The organism is Staphylococcus sp. AtDRG32 (assembly GCF_004365845.1).
Classification (GTDB): Bacteria; Bacillota; Bacilli; order Staphylococcales; family Staphylococcaceae; genus Staphylococcus; species Staphylococcus hominis.
The window spans coordinates 23,515-38,145 of sequence record NZ_SODE01000011.1 but is presented as its reverse complement, the minus strand read 5'-3'; the positions used below and the strand labels follow the sequence as shown (position 1 = coordinate 38,145).

Annotated in this window: 18 protein-coding genes and 1 rRNA gene; all 19 read left to right on the top strand. The window is 31.8% G+C overall.

Translation table 11 applies throughout. The features are described 5' to 3' along the window. The first annotated feature begins 62 nt into the window (after positions 1 to 62). The 19 genes from rrf to spoVG all read left to right on the top strand — a co-directional run bounded on the left by rrf (position 63) and on the right by spoVG (position 14,623). A 5S ribosomal RNA gene (gene rrf, locus BDW25_RS10625) occupies positions 63 to 177 on the top strand. A 194-nt stretch (positions 178 to 371) separates the two neighbouring features. Continuing rightward, positions 372 to 1,709, top strand: coding sequence for an aminotransferase class V-fold PLP-dependent enzyme (locus BDW25_RS10620; protein ID WP_049382117.1), 1,338 nt, complete (start codon positions 372 to 374; stop codon positions 1,707 to 1,709). 1 nt (position 1,710) lies between these two features. After that, entirely contained in the window at positions 1,711 to 2,328 is a 618-nt protein-coding gene (tmk, locus tag BDW25_RS10615) for a dTMP kinase (protein ID WP_002488165.1), read from the top strand. Between the two features lie 27 nt (positions 2,329 to 2,355). Beyond that, on the top strand, positions 2,356 to 2,685 hold the full coding sequence (locus BDW25_RS10610; protein WP_002455851.1) for a cyclic-di-AMP receptor: 330 nt from the start codon (positions 2,356 to 2,358) through the stop codon (positions 2,683 to 2,685). Positions 2,686 to 2,860: 175 nt separating this feature from the next. After that, positions 2,861 to 3,787, top strand: coding sequence for a DNA polymerase III subunit delta' C-terminal domain-containing protein (locus BDW25_RS10605; RefSeq protein ID WP_002449942.1), 927 nt, complete (start codon positions 2,861 to 2,863; stop codon positions 3,785 to 3,787). Further along, positions 3,788 to 4,591, top strand: a complete 804-nt coding sequence (locus BDW25_RS10600; RefSeq protein ID WP_002449968.1) for a PSP1 domain-containing protein — start codon at positions 3,788 to 3,790, stop codon at positions 4,589 to 4,591. Between the two features lie 16 nt (positions 4,592 to 4,607). Then, complete coding sequence (gene yabA, locus BDW25_RS10595; protein WP_002455850.1) at positions 4,608 to 5,000, top strand: DNA replication initiation control protein YabA; 393 nt, start codon at positions 4,608 to 4,610, stop codon at positions 4,998 to 5,000. 121 nt (positions 5,001 to 5,121) lie between these two features. After that, complete coding sequence (locus BDW25_RS10590; protein ID WP_002449973.1) at positions 5,122 to 5,847, top strand: tRNA1(Val) (adenine(37)-N6)-methyltransferase; 726 nt, start codon at positions 5,122 to 5,124, stop codon at positions 5,845 to 5,847. Further along, positions 5,840 to 6,088 (top strand): GIY-YIG nuclease family protein, encoded by a 249-nt coding sequence (locus BDW25_RS10585; protein WP_133945563.1) that lies wholly within the window; start codon positions 5,840 to 5,842, stop codon positions 6,086 to 6,088. The genes BDW25_RS10590 and BDW25_RS10585 overlap by 8 nt, the downstream gene beginning before the upstream one ends. Position 6,089: 1 nt before the next feature. Then, positions 6,090 to 6,932: a 16S rRNA (cytidine(1402)-2'-O)-methyltransferase gene (gene rsmI, locus BDW25_RS10580; RefSeq protein WP_002455848.1), complete on the top strand. Its 843-nt coding sequence runs from the start codon at positions 6,090 to 6,092 to the stop codon at positions 6,930 to 6,932. A 225-nt stretch (positions 6,933 to 7,157) separates the two neighbouring features. After that, positions 7,158 to 9,134, top strand: coding sequence for a methionine--tRNA ligase (gene metG / locus BDW25_RS10575; RefSeq protein ID WP_002449967.1), 1,977 nt, complete (start codon positions 7,158 to 7,160; stop codon positions 9,132 to 9,134). A 23-nt stretch (positions 9,135 to 9,157) separates the two neighbouring features. Then, on the top strand, positions 9,158 to 9,928 hold the full coding sequence (locus tag BDW25_RS10570; RefSeq protein WP_049432106.1) for a TatD family hydrolase: 771 nt from the start codon (positions 9,158 to 9,160) through the stop codon (positions 9,926 to 9,928). Positions 9,929 to 10,078: 150 nt separating this feature from the next. Further along, positions 10,079 to 10,627 carry a ribonuclease M5 gene (rnmV, locus tag BDW25_RS10565; RefSeq protein ID WP_133945566.1) on the top strand — a complete coding sequence of 183 codons (549 nt, stop codon included), beginning with the start codon at positions 10,079 to 10,081 and terminating at the stop codon, positions 10,625 to 10,627. Positions 10,628 to 10,629: 2 nt separating this feature from the next. Beyond that, the gene (gene rsmA / locus BDW25_RS10560) at positions 10,630 to 11,520 is read left to right on the top strand and encodes a 16S rRNA (adenine(1518)-N(6)/adenine(1519)-N(6))-dimethyltransferase RsmA (protein WP_002455845.1); all 891 of its coding nucleotides are present in this window, start codon (positions 10,630 to 10,632) and stop codon (positions 11,518 to 11,520) included. 99 nt (positions 11,521 to 11,619) lie between these two features. Continuing rightward, entirely contained in the window at positions 11,620 to 11,883 is a 264-nt protein-coding gene (veg, locus tag BDW25_RS10555) for a biofilm formation stimulator Veg (protein ID WP_002449940.1), read from the top strand. A 276-nt stretch (positions 11,884 to 12,159) separates the two neighbouring features. Beyond that, positions 12,160 to 13,008, top strand: a complete 849-nt coding sequence (gene ispE / locus BDW25_RS10550; RefSeq protein ID WP_002455844.1) for a 4-(cytidine 5'-diphospho)-2-C-methyl-D-erythritol kinase — start codon at positions 12,160 to 12,162, stop codon at positions 13,006 to 13,008. A 14-nt stretch (positions 13,009 to 13,022) separates the two neighbouring features. Then, complete coding sequence (gene purR / locus BDW25_RS10545) at positions 13,023 to 13,847, top strand: pur operon repressor (RefSeq protein ID WP_077700220.1); 825 nt, start codon at positions 13,023 to 13,025, stop codon at positions 13,845 to 13,847. A gap of 15 nt (positions 13,848 to 13,862) precedes the next feature. Continuing rightward, positions 13,863 to 14,243: a RidA family protein gene (locus BDW25_RS10540; protein ID WP_002449962.1), complete on the top strand. Its 381-nt coding sequence runs from the start codon at positions 13,863 to 13,865 to the stop codon at positions 14,241 to 14,243. Positions 14,244 to 14,311: 68 nt separating this feature from the next. Then, complete coding sequence (spoVG, locus tag BDW25_RS10535) at positions 14,312 to 14,623, top strand: septation regulator SpoVG (protein WP_002449945.1); 312 nt, start codon at positions 14,312 to 14,314, stop codon at positions 14,621 to 14,623. The last annotated feature ends 8 nt before the right edge of the window (positions 14,624 to 14,631 follow it).

Sequence of the window (14,631 nt, the reverse complement as noted above, 5' to 3'; positions counted from 1 at the left end):
TCAAGTTTTGTGACGCAAATCTTTACTTACTATCTAGTTTTGAATGTATAATCATTCACTTGTCTGGTGACAATGGCAAGGAGGTCACACCTGTTCCCATGCCGAACACAGAAGTTAAGCTCCTTAGCGCCGATGGTAGTTGGACTGACGTTCCGCTAGAGTAGGACGTTGCCAGGCAAATCATTGTATGGATGCGATGAGCCGATATTGAGACCGTGAGGTCTCTTTTTTTATGTCGAAATTTATAGAAAGTGTTTGGAGCTAATGAATCGAGAAGAAATCAAGCAACAGAAATTTTAGCGTTCCTTTTATTTTTTTGAATTATCTATTAAAATAGGAGATATTTAAAGGTATATGAGGAGAGGACTTAATTGAAATTACCTATCACTCAAAAACTTGATGATTTAATTCGTCATCATGCTATCTCATTACATGTTCCAGGACATAAAAATATGACTATCGGTTATTTAGATGCATTATCTTTGAAAATGGATATGACTGAAATTACGGGTCTAGATGATTTACATCATCCAGAAGATACTATTTTAGAAAGTATGAATCGTGTGAATAAGCATCCCAATTATGATGCTTATTATTTAGTTAATGGTACAACTGCAGGCATTTTATCAGTTATACAAGCATTTGCTCATATAAAAGGTCGTTATTTAATTAGCCGTAATGTACATAAATCAGTTTTTAATGCTTTAGATTTAACTCAACAATCTGCAGATATTTTGCCTATGTATAGAAGTGATAAAAGTTACCAGTATTTAGCACCTTTGATAGATACTAAAATGTTACGACATCAAAAACTCGCTGTAGTTACTTATCCAAATTATTATGGAGAATGCTTTGATATCAATCAGTGTGTTAAACAATTTCACGATTACAATATACCTGTTTTAATTGATGAGGCTCATGGTGCCCATTTTAATTTGAAACACTTTCCTAAATCAGCTTTAGAATCGGAAGCTGACTATGTTGTTCAATCGTATCACAAAACTTTGCCTACACTTACTATGGGATCAGTATTATTTATTCATAAAAATGCACCTTTGAAAGATGAAGTTATTAAATATTTAGGTATTTTTCAAACTTCTAGTCCATCTTATTTAGTAATGTCGAGCATTGAATTAGCGCATCAATTTTATAACTCCTATGACAGTAGTCTCTTTTTCGAAAAAAGAAAACAATTTATTGAAACGTTAAGACAACAGCATTTTGAAGTTATTGAAGTCGAGGATCCATTAAAGCTTATTGTTCGAGCAAATGGGCATACGGGTTTTGAAGTACAACGTTATTTTGAAAAGAATCATATTTATATTGAATTAGCTGATGATTATCAAATACTCATTGTCTTACCATTATGGCATTTTAATGATAGATATCCTTTCGAAACATTACTGCATAGAATAAAAACTATACAATTACCTAAAAAAGCAAAAGAAAAGCTAGAGCCGGTTTTATTGCCGCTAGAGAAAAGTGTTTATGTATCAAAATATATTAATCATGCATATTGGATAAATATTAATAAAGCACAAGATAAAGTATTAGCTCAACATATTGTGCCTTATCCTCCTGGAATTCCTGTGTTTTGGAAAGGAGAAAAAGTGACTAAAAATATGATAAAATTGATGCAATATTATCTTTCACATAGTGTACGTGTTGAAGGTATTAAAAACGATAAAATATTAGTTAAGGATGAATAATATGGCTGCATTTATAACGTTTGAAGGGCCTGAAGGTTCTGGGAAAACTACAGTGTTAAATCAGATTAATAAGTTGTTATCTGAAAATTATAATGTTATTTCTACTCGAGAACCAGGTGGAGTATCTACAGGGGAAGAAATACGTAATATCTTACTAGATGGTGAAAATATTGATATACGTACAGAAGCATTGTTATTTGCAGCATCTAGAAGAGAACATTTGGTTGAAAAAGTGATACCCGCTTTAAAAAATAATAAAGTAGTCTTATGTGATCGATATATTGACAGTTCTTTAGCATATCAAGGGTATGCACGGGGTATAGGTATAGAAGAAGTTAAAAAAATAAATGAATTTGCAATTAATGGACTTTATCCAGACTTAACAATTTATCTTGATATTGATGCTGAAGTGGGGAGAGAACGAATACTAAAAAATCAAAGAAGTCAGAATCGATTAGACAAAGAAACACTAACTTTTCATCAAAAAGTAATTGAGGGGTATAAAACATTAATTAAAACTAATCCTGAGCGTTTTAAAGTAGTTGATGCTACACAAAGCATCGAAAGCGTCATAAGTGATACGTATGAGATCATTTTAAGTTACTTAAAAAACTTATGATATAATAATATAGAGAGGTGTATTAAAATGAAAATGATTATAGCGATCGTTCAAGATCAAGATAGTCAAGAACTTTCAGACCAACTCGTAAAAAATAATTTTAGAGCTACTAAACTAGCAACAACTGGTGGATTCTTAAGAGCAGGAAATACAACATTCTTATGTGGTGTAGATGATGAACGTGTTGATGAAGCGTTAACCGTCATTGATAATACGTGTGGTAATAGAGATCAACTTGTTTCACCAATGACGCCAATGGGTGGTAGTGCAGACTCTTACATACCTTATCCTGTTGAAGTTGAAGTTGGAGGCGCTACAGTATTTGTAATGCCAGTAGAAAAATTCCACAGATTCTAAACTTAATTTAAAATTAAATAAAGTTTTAAAAGATAATTTTCAAAGAGCCTGAAACATATTTTTATGTTATCGGCTCTTTATCATATACATTATAATTAATTGCTGAATGATAAATGCGACTGAAAAATTTAATGATATAATTTTAAAATGAACGATGAATAGGGAGTATGCAAATATGGAGGAATTACAAAAATTAGCTAATGCTTTTCATTCGAATAAATTATCACATGCCTATTTATTTGAAGGTGATGATGCACAATCAATGAAACATGTAGCGATGGAATTTGCACAACTTATTCTTTGTAATGGAAATGAACAATGTGAATTAAAATTGCGTAATTTTAATCATCCTGATTTTACATATATATCCTCTGAAGAATCTACTATAAAAAAAGAACAAATTGAACAACTTGTACGCCAAATGAACCAATTACCTATTGAAGGTACATATAAAGTTTATATCATAGAGGACTTTGAAAAGTTAACTGTTCAAGGTGAAAATAGTATCTTAAAATTTTTAGAGGAACCTCCAGAAAATACTATTGCAATTTTAATTTCTACTAAACCAGAACAAATATTAAATACGATTCACTCTAGATGTCAACATATGTATTTTAAACCAAGTGACACATCGCATTTTATCGATAAACTTGTCGATAATGGTATTAATCGGGCTATTGCTGAAATGTTAAGTTCATATACGACACAAATTGAGGTAGCCAAAGACCTTAATGAAGAGTATGATTTAATTGAATTAAGAAAAGTAATCGTTCATTGGTGTGAATTATTATTAACAAATAAACCAATGGCCTTGATTAGTGTGATTGATGTGTTAAAAAATGCTAAAAATCGAAAACTACAACTTCTTACTTTGTCTGTTATCAATGCTTTTTTTGAAGATATGATGCATGCTAAAGTTGGGATTGAGGATAATTTCATTTTTACTGATCTTAAACCACTCATTAAGGAATACACAACACGATTAACACTTAATCAAATGATATTAATGTATGATCAAATTATAGAAGCACATAAAAAATTGATACAGAATGTGAATCCGATGCTCGTATTTGAACAAATCGTAATTAAAGGTGTGAGTTAAATGCCAAATGTAGTAGGTGTGCAATTTCAAAAAGCAGGTAAATTGGAATATTATGCACCGAATGATTTAAAATTAGATAGTGAAGATTGGGTTGTAGTTGAATCTAAGCGAGGCATTGAAATAGGTATAGTAAAGTTGACTTCAAAATGTGTAAATGATGAAGATGTGACATTACCGTTAAAAGATATTCTACGTATTGCAACTGAAGAAGATATACAACAATACAAACAAAATGAAAAAGATGCAGAGCAAGCACTAATTTTATGTAAACAGTTAGTGAAAGATCAAGACTTAGATATGCGCTTAGTGAATTGTGAGTATACTTTAGATAAATCGAAAGTCATTTTTAATTTTACTGCTGATGATCGTATCGATTTTAGAAAGTTAGTGAAAGTATTAGCTCAAAATTTAAGAACACGTATTGAACTTAGACAAATTGGCGTTCGTGATGAAGCAAAACTACTAGGTGGAATTGGACCATGTGGACGTTCATTATGTTGTTCAACATTTTTAGGAGATTTTCAACCGGTATCTATCAAAATGGCAAAAGATCAAAATTTATCATTAAATCCAACTAAGATTTCTGGTGCATGTGGACGTTTAATGTGTTGTCTTAAATATGAAAATGATTATTATGAAGAAGCTCGTGCACAATTACCTGATGTAGGCGATGAAATTCATACACCGGAAGGTACTGGAAAAGTTGTAGGATTAAATATATTAGATATTTCGATGCAAGTGAAGATTGATGGTTTAGAGCAACCTTTAGAATACAAAATGGAGGAATTATCTACATTTAATTAAGGAGAGTGTCTTTCTTTTGAATCGCAATGATTTATTCGAAAAAATCGTAAAATTAGAAAGTAACGTTAATGTATTAACTCAAGAGATGACTGAACTTAAATCTTTAGCTATTCAATTGATAGAAGAAAATGTAACGTTACAAGTAGAGAACGATAATTTAAAAGCGCTAATGGCTAAAAGTGAACAAGATGTTGAATCAACAAAAGCCAATAGTGAAAGTCCACATAATAAAAAATCAAATGAAAATGACTTTAAAAGTGCAATTAAAAATGTAAAAAAACCTTTACCAAGTAAAGACAATTTGGCTGTTTTGTATAGTGAAGGTTTTCATATTTGTAATGGTGAATTATTTGGTAAACATCGTTATGGTGAAGATTGTTTATTATGCATGAATGTTTTAAATAGTTAAATCCATAACGGAGAATGATAAGCGGATGGTATAATCTTAATTTTTAGGAGAGATGAATTTCAACACAATAAAATTTCAGATTTTGTGTTGTGATACATCTCTTTTTTAGGAGATAACATATATGTTGAAGGAACAAGAAAGATTAGATGATTTAATTAAGGAGAACTTAAAGATCATTCAAAATGATGAGGTGTTTTCTTTTTCTACTGATGCACTTTTATTAGCACATTTTACTAAAGTACGAAAAAATGATAGCATTCTAGACTTGTGTGCCGGAAATGGTGTTATTGCTTTATTATTAGCTGCAAAAAGTCATCAAAAAATAGAAAGTATTGAAATCCAAGAACAGTTGGCAGACATGGCTCAACGAAGCTTTAAATATAATCAATTAGAAGAGCGTTTATCTATGCATAATATGGATTTAAAAGATGTGTATCAAACATTTAAACCCTCTCAGTTTACATTAATAACCTGTAACCCACCTTACTTTAAACAGAATCAACTTCATCAACACCAAAAAGAAGCACATAAAATAGCACGACATGAAATTATGTGTAGTTTAGAAGATTGCATGTTTGCAGCACGACATTTATTAAAACAGGGTGGACGTCTAGTTATGGTTCATCGTGCTGAACGACTTATGGATGTATTAACTGAAATGAGACAAGCTAATATTGAACCTAAACGTATTGTATTTATTTATAGTAAGCATGGTAAATCAGCAGTCACTATTGTTGTTGAAGGAAGAAAAAATGGTAATCAAGGTCTAGAGATTGCCCCACCATTTTATATTTATAATGAAAATGGCGAATATAGTGAGCAAATGAAAGAGGTTTATTATGGGTAATCACTTTGTATATATCGTACGTTGCAGTGATAACAGTTTATACACCGGGTATACGAATAATATTGAGGTACGTATCAATAAACACAATGCTGGGAAAGGTGCTAAATATACAAAAACAAGACGTCCGGTAGTGTTAGTATATCAAGAAATGTACGAGACAAAATCAGAAGCTTTACACAGAGAATATGAAATTAAGACATTTACAAGACAAAGAAAATTAAAATTGATTGAGGAGGGATAATATGGCAACTTTATACTTAGTAGGGACACCTATAGGTAATTTAGGTGACATTACATTTCGAGCAATTGAAACATTAAAGCAAGTAGATATCATTGCATGTGAAGATACGAGAGTAACTAAAAAGTTATGTAACCACTATGATATTACCACTCTATTAAAATCATATCATGAACATAATAAAGAACAGCAGACAGATTATTTAATTCAATTACTTAAAGAAGAAAATAATATTGCGCTTGTATCAGATGCAGGGTTGCCGTTAATTAGCGATCCAGGATATGAACTTGTTGTTGAAGCACATAAACATAACATTGCTGTAGAAACTATTCCAGGACCTAATGCAGGATTAACTGCACTAATGGCAAGTGGTTTACCTTCATTTACATATACTTTTTTAGGCTTCTTGCCACGAAAAGAAAAGGAAAAAGTGAATATTTTATCTCAACGAATGTATCAAGATAGTACTTTAATTATCTATGAGTCTCCATTTAGAGTGATTGATACCCTAAAAGCGATTATTAAAGTAGATTCAAAAAGACGTGTAGCAGTAGGTCGTGAACTTACTAAAAAATTTGAACAAATTGTTATGCTTGAAGTATCACAATTATTAGAAGCGATTGAAAATCAAGAGATTCCACAAAAGGGAGAATTTGTGATTTTAATTGAGGGTGCCAAAGCTCAAGAAACAAAACAATGGTTTGAAGATGTAACGATTATAGATCATGTTAATCATTATATTGAGACTCAAAATTTAAAACCTAAGAAAGCAATAAAAGTAGTAGCAGAAGAACGACAGATGAAAACAAGTGAGATTTATGATATTTATCATAATATTAAATCGTAAAATTGATAAAATCTTGTATCATAGTGATAGAAAAATACCATAAAATATTAATTTATGGTAATGTTAATAAGATACGATAATGTATATTCTATATGGGTTATAATGAATAAGATAGCTGTTTTATGACAAACGTTATATTAAACATTCATTAGAAAATAATTAAAAATTTAGATAAAATTTAAAGTGAACTAGTCATTAAGACATGAACGAAAGGGAGGACTACTGATGGCGAAAGAAACATTTTATATTACAACCCCTATTTATTATCCTAGTGGTAATCTGCATATTGGTCACGCATATTCTACAGTTGCTGGTGATGTAATTGCACGATATAAACGCATGCAAGGATATGATGTTCGTTACCTTACAGGTACAGACGAACATGGTCAGAAAATCCAAGAAAAAGCGCAAAAAGCAGGAAAAACAGAATTAGAGTATTTAGATGAAATGATTGCTGGAATCAAACGCTTATGGGCTAAATTGGAAATCTCAAATGATGATTTTATTAGAACTACAGAAGAACGTCATAAACAAGTGGTAGAAAAAGTATTTGAACGTTTATTAAAACAAGGTGATATTTATCTTGGTGAATATGAGGGATGGTATTCTGTTCCTGATGAAACGTATTATACTGAATCTCAACTTGTAGACCCTGTTTACGAAAATGGTAAAATCGCAGGCGGAAAAAGTCCAGATTCTGGACATGAAGTTGAATTAGTTAAAGAAGAAAGTTATTTCTTTAATATTAATAAATATACAGATCGTTTATTAGAATTTTACGATGCGAATCCTGATTTTATTCAACCTCCATCTAGAAAAAATGAAATGATTAATAACTTTATTAAACCAGGATTAGAAGACTTAGCAGTTTCACGTACGTCATTTGATTGGGGGGTAAGAGTTCCATCTAACCCTAAACATGTAGTTTATGTATGGATTGATGCTTTAGTAAACTATATTTCTTCTCTTGGATATTTATCAGATGATGATTCATTATTCCAAAAATATTGGCCAGCAGATGTACACTTAATGGCAAAAGAAATTGTTCGTTTCCATTCTATTATTTGGCCTATCTTACTTATGGCTCTTGATTTACCTTTACCGAAAAAAGTATTCGCGCACGGATGGATTTTAATGAAAGATGGAAAAATGAGTAAATCTAAAGGTAATGTAGTAGATCCTAATGTTCTCATTGATCGTTATGGCTTAGATGCTACACGCTATTACTTAATGCGTGAATTACCATTCGGATCTGACGGAGTATTTACTCCGGAGGCATTTGTTGAACGTACTAATTTCGACTTAGCAAATGATTTAGGTAACTTAGTTAACCGTACGATTTCTATGATTAATAAATATTTCCAAGGAGAGCTCCCTGCATACCAAGGACCAAAACATGAATTGGATGAAGATATGGAAGCATTAGCACTTGAAACTGTGAAGAATTTCCATGACAATATGGAAAGTTTCCAATTCTCAGTAGCATTATCTACAGTTTGGAAGTTAATAAGTCGAACAAATAAATACATCGATGAAACCACTCCATGGGTTTTAGCTAAAGATGAAAGTCAAAAAGATATGTTAGGAAATGTAATGGCACACTTAGTTGAAAATATTCGTTTTGCAACTGTATTATTGCGTCCATTCTTAACACATGCGCCTAAAGAAATTTTTAAACAATTGAATATTAATAATTCAGATTTATACGAATTATCAAGTTTAGAGCATTATGGTGCATTACAAGAACCAATTATGGTTACTGAAAAACCTTCTCCAATCTTCCCAAGATTAGATTCAGAGGATGAAATTGCATTTATTAAAGAATCAATGCAACCACCTAAATCTAGTGAAGATGATAAAGAAGAAGTACCAAGTAAATCGCAAATTGATATTAAAGATTTTGATAAAGTTGAAATTAAAGCTGCAACTGTTATTGATGCAGAAAATGTACCGAAATCAGATAAATTATTAAAAATACAAGTTGATTTAGGAGCAGAACAACGTCAGATTGTTTCAGGTATTGCGAAATTCTATCGTTCAGAAGATATTATTGGCAAAAAAGTGGCTGTTGTAACTAACCTAAAGCCAGCAAAATTAATGGGGCACAAATCTGAAGGTATGATATTATCAGCTGAAAAAGATAAAGTATTAACGTTAGTAAGCTTACCGAGTGCAATTCCAAATGGTGCAATTATAAAATAAATATAGCCGTTAGGAGAGATAAAATGTTAATAGATACACATGTTCATTTAAATGACGAACAATATGATGAAGATTTAAGTGAAGTGATATCTCGTGCAAGAGAAGCGGGCGTTGACCGTATGTTTGTCGTAGGATTTGATACTAAGACAATTGAACGTACTATGGAACTTATTGATAAATATGATTTTATTTATGGTATTATCGGTTGGCATCCTGTAGATGCAATAGATTTTACTGAAGAACGTTTAGAATGGATTGAATCATTAGCTCAGCATCCTAAAATTATCGGTATTGGAGAAATGGGATTAGATTATCATTGGGATAAATCTCCAGCTGATGTTCAAAAAGAAGTGTTTAGAAAGCAAATTGCTTTAGCTAAACGCGTTAAGTTACCTATTGTCATTCATAATCGTGAAGCAACTCAAGATTGTGTAGATATTTTAATGGAAGAACATGCAGAAGAAGTTGGAGGTATTATGCATAGTTTTAGTGCATCACCTGAAATTGCAGATGTCGTTATTAATAAACTTAATTTCTATGTTTCATTAGGCGGACCAGTCACATTCAAAAATGCAAAACAGCCTAAAGAGGTCGCTAAACATGTTCCAATGGATCGTTTATTAGTTGAAACAGATGCACCTTATTTATCTCCACATCCTTATAGAGGAAAACGTAATGAACCTGAACGTGTCACGCTTGTTGCACAACAAATTGCAGATTTACGTGATATGACATACGAAGAGGTATGCCGTCAAACTACAGAAAATGCAGAAAGATTATTTAATTTAAATTAATAATCCTCAGTATGAGAAAGATGTAAAACATCATCTATCGTAATGCTATCTAATAGTGAATGACGATAATATGTGCATCTTTCTCATTTTTTTTATAGTATAACCGTTATAATAGAAATGAGATTAAGTGAAAGGTAATGGTAAATGAATATGAGAATAAATGAATTTATCGTTGTCGAAGGCAGAGATGACACAGAACGAGTTAAGACAGCTGTGGAATGTGATACGATTGAAACAAATGGAAGTGCCATTAATAGAGAAACGTTGGCAGTGATTCAGAATGCTCAAGAAACAAGAGGCGTGATTGTATTAACTGATCCTGACTTTCCAGGTGATAGAATTAGAAATATTATTACTGAACACGTACCGGGAGTTAAACATGCCTATGTCGATCGTGAAAAAGCGAAAAATAAGCGTGGAAAAATTGGGATAGAACATACACATCCTGACGATATAAAGACAGCCTTAATGCATGTGAGTTCTCCTTTTGAAGAAGGAGAAGAGTCGATAGATAAAAGTGTATTAATTGATTTAGGTTTAATTATTGGTAAAGATGCGAGACGTAAGAGAGAAATACTTGGACGTAAATTGCATATTGGACATTCTAATGGCAAACAATTACTAAAAAAATTAAATGCTTTTGGTTATACTGAAGAAGACGTACGACGTGCATTATCAATAGATAAGGAGAATAAGTAAAGATGGATAGAAAAGATATAGCTACACCTTCTAGAACAAAAGAACTATTAAATCAATTTGACTTTAATTTTAAGAAAAGCTTAGGTCAAAATTTCTTAGTAGATGTTAATATTATTCATAAAATTATTGATGCAAGTCATATTGATAAGTCGACAGGCATAATTGAAGTGGGTCCTGGTATGGGATCATTAACAGAGCAACTCGCTAAAAGTGCTAAAAAAGTGTTGTCATTTGAAATCGATCAACGTTTAATTCCAGTTTTAAAAGAAACACTTCATCCCTATGACAATGTAACAATTATAAATGAAGATATATTAAAAGCTGATATAGCTACCGCTGTGAACATGTATTTAAATGACTGCGATAAAATTATGGTAGTAGCGAATTTACCCTACTATATTACGACTCCGATTTTACTTAATTTAATGCAACAAGATATCCCCATTGATGGTTATGTAGTGATGATGCAAAAAGAAGTTGGAGAGCGTTTAAATGCAGAAGTAGGTACAAAAGCATATGGTTCTTTATCTATTGTGACTCAATACTATACAGAAACGAGTAAAGTACTCACTGTCCCTAAATCAGTGTTTATGCCGCCACCAAATGTTGACTCGATTGTTGTAAAATTGATGCAAAGAGAGAAGCCTCTTGTTTCAGTAGATGATGAACAAGCTTTCTTTAAACTTGCAAAAGCTGCTTTTGCTCAAAGACGTAAAACGATTAATAATAACTATCAGAATTTCTTTAAAGATGGTAAAAAATATAAATCACAAATTCATCAATGGTTAGAAAATGCAAATATTGATCCTAAACGTCGTGGAGAAACCCTTTCTATACAAGATTTTGCACGATTGTATGAAGAAAAGAAAAATTTCCCAGAATTAGAAAATTAAATTATTGACAAAGTGTCATTACCTTGATAAAATTTAAATTTTATTTGACATATTACTTCGAAATGTGATATTATGTAATCTGTAGCGAGGTGGAGCAATATGCCAAAATCAATTTTGGACATCAAAAATTCTATTGATTGTCATTTAGGAAATCGTATTGTACTTAAAGCCAACGGTGGTCGAAAAAAAACAATCGAACGTTGTGGAGTGTTAAAAGAGACATATCCTTCAGTATTTATTGTTGAATTAGATCAAGATAAGCATAATTTTGAAAGAGTGTCGTATACATATACGGATGTTCTTACAGAGAACGTACAAGTTTCATTTGAAGAAGATAATCATCAAGAAGTAGTTGCACACTAAATTCGAACATATAAATATAGAGTTGTTTAGTGTACTACAAACTCTATCATTAAAAACATATTGGGTGTTGGGCTGTTTAAGTTCAACACTCTTTTTAGTTCTTAATCCCTTTTAATAAAATAATAATTTAAATAAATCAAGATTTGCAGTTGAAATTAAGATCATTTATCTCCTGATTTATTAACTTTTAATTATAATTTATAATGTAACTATCAAATATTTTAAGTCTTTATGTTAAAATCATTTTAATACTATTGATGAAGAGAGGGCGGAAAAATGATATATGAAACGGCACCAGCCAAAATTAATTTGACGCTCGATACACTTTTCAAAAGAAATGATGGTTACCATGAAATTGCTATGATAATGACAACAGTAGATCTGAATGATAGATTGTCTTTTCAGAAAAGAAATGATAATAAAATTGTTGTAGATATAGAACATAACTATGTTACTAATGATCATAAAAATCTCGCCTACCAAGCAGCTAAACTGATGATGGAAACATATCAACTTAAACAAGGCGTCACGATTTCGATTGATAAAGATATTCCGGTTTCTGCTGGATTAGCTGGGGGATCAGCTGATGCTGCTGCTACGATGCGAGGAATTAATCGTTTATATGAATTAGACGCATCTTTAGAAACACTAAGCCAATTAGGCCTTCAAATTGGGACAGATGTTCCATTTTGCATCTATAATAAAACTGCTATATGTGAAGGAAGAGGCGAAAAAATTAAATTTCTAGACAAGCCTCCTTCTGCATGGGTGGTATTAGCAAAACCTAATCTTGGAATATCTTCTCCAGATATTTTTAAAGAACTTAATTTGAAAGATGATTATGATGTACATACAGAAATGTGTGAAGAAGCGATTAGACAGGGGGATTATATGAAATTGTGTAAGAGTTTATCTAATCGTTTAGAAACCGTTTCTATGTCCATGTATCCAGAAATTAAAAAAATTAAAAATAATATGTTGCGTTGTGGTGCTGATGGAGCACTAATGAGTGGGAGTGGACCTACTGTATATGCATTCGCTCAAAAGGAGAGCCAAGCAAAGAAAGTATATAATGCTGTAAATGGCTGTTGTAACGAAGTGTATTTAGTAAGATTATTAGGATAGAAAGGCTGGAACTTATGAGGTATAAAAGAAGTGAACGTATTGTCTTTATGACACAATATTTAATGAACCATCCAAATCAGTTAATTCCATTAACTTTTTTCGTGAAAAAATTTAAACAAGCAAAGTCATCGATTAGTGAAGACGTTCAAATCATCAAAAATACGTTCCAAAAAGAAAAATTAGGAACTGTAATTACAACAGCTGGCGCAAGCGGCGGTGTAACTTATAAACCAATGATGAGCAAAGAAGAAGCAATCGAAATTATAGAAGAAATCATTACGATGCTACAAGAAAAAGAGCGCTTATTACCAGGTGGATATTTATTTTTATCGGATTTAGTTGGGAACCCATCATTACTTAATAAAGTAGGGAAACTCATTGCTAGTATTTACATGGATGAGAAACTAGATGCAGTAGTGACGATCGCAACGAAAGGGATATCACTTGCCAATGCAGTAGCAAACGTATTAAATTTACCTGTAGTAGTTATTAGAAAAGACAATAAAGTTACTGAAGGTTCTACGGTTTCCATTAACTATGTTTCAGGCTCATCAAGAAAAATTGAAACGATGGTCTTATCGAAACGCACATTAGCCGAAAACTCAAATGTGTTAGTTGTAGATGACTTTATGAGAGCAGGCGGTTCAATAAATGGTGTAATGAATCTTATGAATGAGTTTAAAGCAGAGGTGAAAGGGGTATCTGTACTAGTAGAATCAAAAGAAGTAAAACAAAGATTGATTAAGGATTATACTTCTTTAGTCAAATTATCAGATGTTGACGAATATAATCAAGAATTTAAAGTTGAACCTGGTAATATCTTGTCTAAATTTTCTTAAAAGGAGTTATACACCATGAAAACAATTAATACTAATAAAGCACCTGAAGCGTTAGGACCATATTCTCATGCAATGGTCGTGAATAATTTAGTATTCACATCAGGACAAATTCCATTAGATACTGAAGGAAACATCGTAAGTAGCGATGTCAAAGAACAAACAAAACAAGTATTAGAAAATTTATCTGTTGTACTTGAAGAAGCAGGTTCTGATTTAAACTCTGTTGTAAAAGCAACTATTTTTATTTCTGATATGAATGAATTTCAACAAATTAATGAAGTTTATGGTAGCTACTTTAATGAGCATCAACCTGCGCGAAGTTGCGTAGAAGTGTCTCGCTTACCAAAAGACGTTAAAGTTGAAATTGAATTAGTAGGTAAAGTTAAAGGAATATAATTTACTTAATTAACACATTGTCATGCTTCTAACCACACAAAGATATATATACTAGGGGGGCTCACTGCATGAAAGTGACAGATGTAAGACTTAGAAAAATACAAACAGATGGCAGAATGAAAGCACTCGTTTCTATCACATTAGACGAAGCTTTTGTAATTCATGATTTACGCGTAATCGAAGGCAACTCAGGTCTTTTCGTTGCTATGCCAAGCAAACGTACACCAGATGGTGAATTCCGCGATATCGCACATCCAATCAATTCAGAAATGAGACAAGAAATACAGGATGCTGTGATGAAAGTATATGATGAAACTGACGAAGTGATTCCAGATAAAAATGCTTCATCAGACGTAACAGAAGAATCAGACGAAGCTTAAAATAACAA

Bases quoted from the DNA above. Each gene is read 5' to 3' on its own strand.
- tmk (WP_002488165.1), top strand. From the start codon at position 1,711: ATGGCTGCATTTATAACGTTTGAAGGGCCTGAAGGTTCTGGGAAAACT.
- BDW25_RS10610 (WP_002455851.1), top strand. From the start codon at position 2,356: ATGAAAATGATTATAGCGATCGTTCAAGATCAAGATAGTCAAGAACTT.
- BDW25_RS10605 (WP_002449942.1), top strand. From the start codon at position 2,861: ATGGAGGAATTACAAAAATTAGCTAATGCTTTTCATTCGAATAAATTA.
- BDW25_RS10600 (WP_002449968.1), top strand. From the start codon at position 3,788: ATGCCAAATGTAGTAGGTGTGCAATTTCAAAAAGCAGGTAAATTGGAA.
- BDW25_RS10590 (WP_002449973.1), top strand. From the start codon at position 5,122: ATGTTGAAGGAACAAGAAAGATTAGATGATTTAATTAAGGAGAACTTA.
- BDW25_RS10585 (WP_133945563.1), top strand. From the start codon at position 5,840: ATGGGTAATCACTTTGTATATATCGTACGTTGCAGTGATAACAGTTTA.
- rsmI (WP_002455848.1), top strand. From the start codon at position 6,090: ATGGCAACTTTATACTTAGTAGGGACACCTATAGGTAATTTAGGTGAC.
- metG (WP_002449967.1), top strand. From the start codon at position 7,158: ATGGCGAAAGAAACATTTTATATTACAACCCCTATTTATTATCCTAGT.
- BDW25_RS10570 (WP_049432106.1), top strand. From the start codon at position 9,158: ATGTTAATAGATACACATGTTCATTTAAATGACGAACAATATGATGAA.
- rnmV (WP_133945566.1), top strand. From the start codon at position 10,079: ATGAGAATAAATGAATTTATCGTTGTCGAAGGCAGAGATGACACAGAA.
- rsmA (WP_002455845.1), top strand. From the start codon at position 10,630: ATGGATAGAAAAGATATAGCTACACCTTCTAGAACAAAAGAACTATTA.
- veg (WP_002449940.1), top strand. From the start codon at position 11,620: ATGCCAAAATCAATTTTGGACATCAAAAATTCTATTGATTGTCATTTA.
- ispE (WP_002455844.1), top strand. From the start codon at position 12,160: ATGATATATGAAACGGCACCAGCCAAAATTAATTTGACGCTCGATACA.
- purR (WP_077700220.1), top strand. From the start codon at position 13,023: ATGAGGTATAAAAGAAGTGAACGTATTGTCTTTATGACACAATATTTA.
- BDW25_RS10540 (WP_002449962.1), top strand. From the start codon at position 13,863: ATGAAAACAATTAATACTAATAAAGCACCTGAAGCGTTAGGACCATAT.
- spoVG (WP_002449945.1), top strand. From the start codon at position 14,312: ATGAAAGTGACAGATGTAAGACTTAGAAAAATACAAACAGATGGCAGA.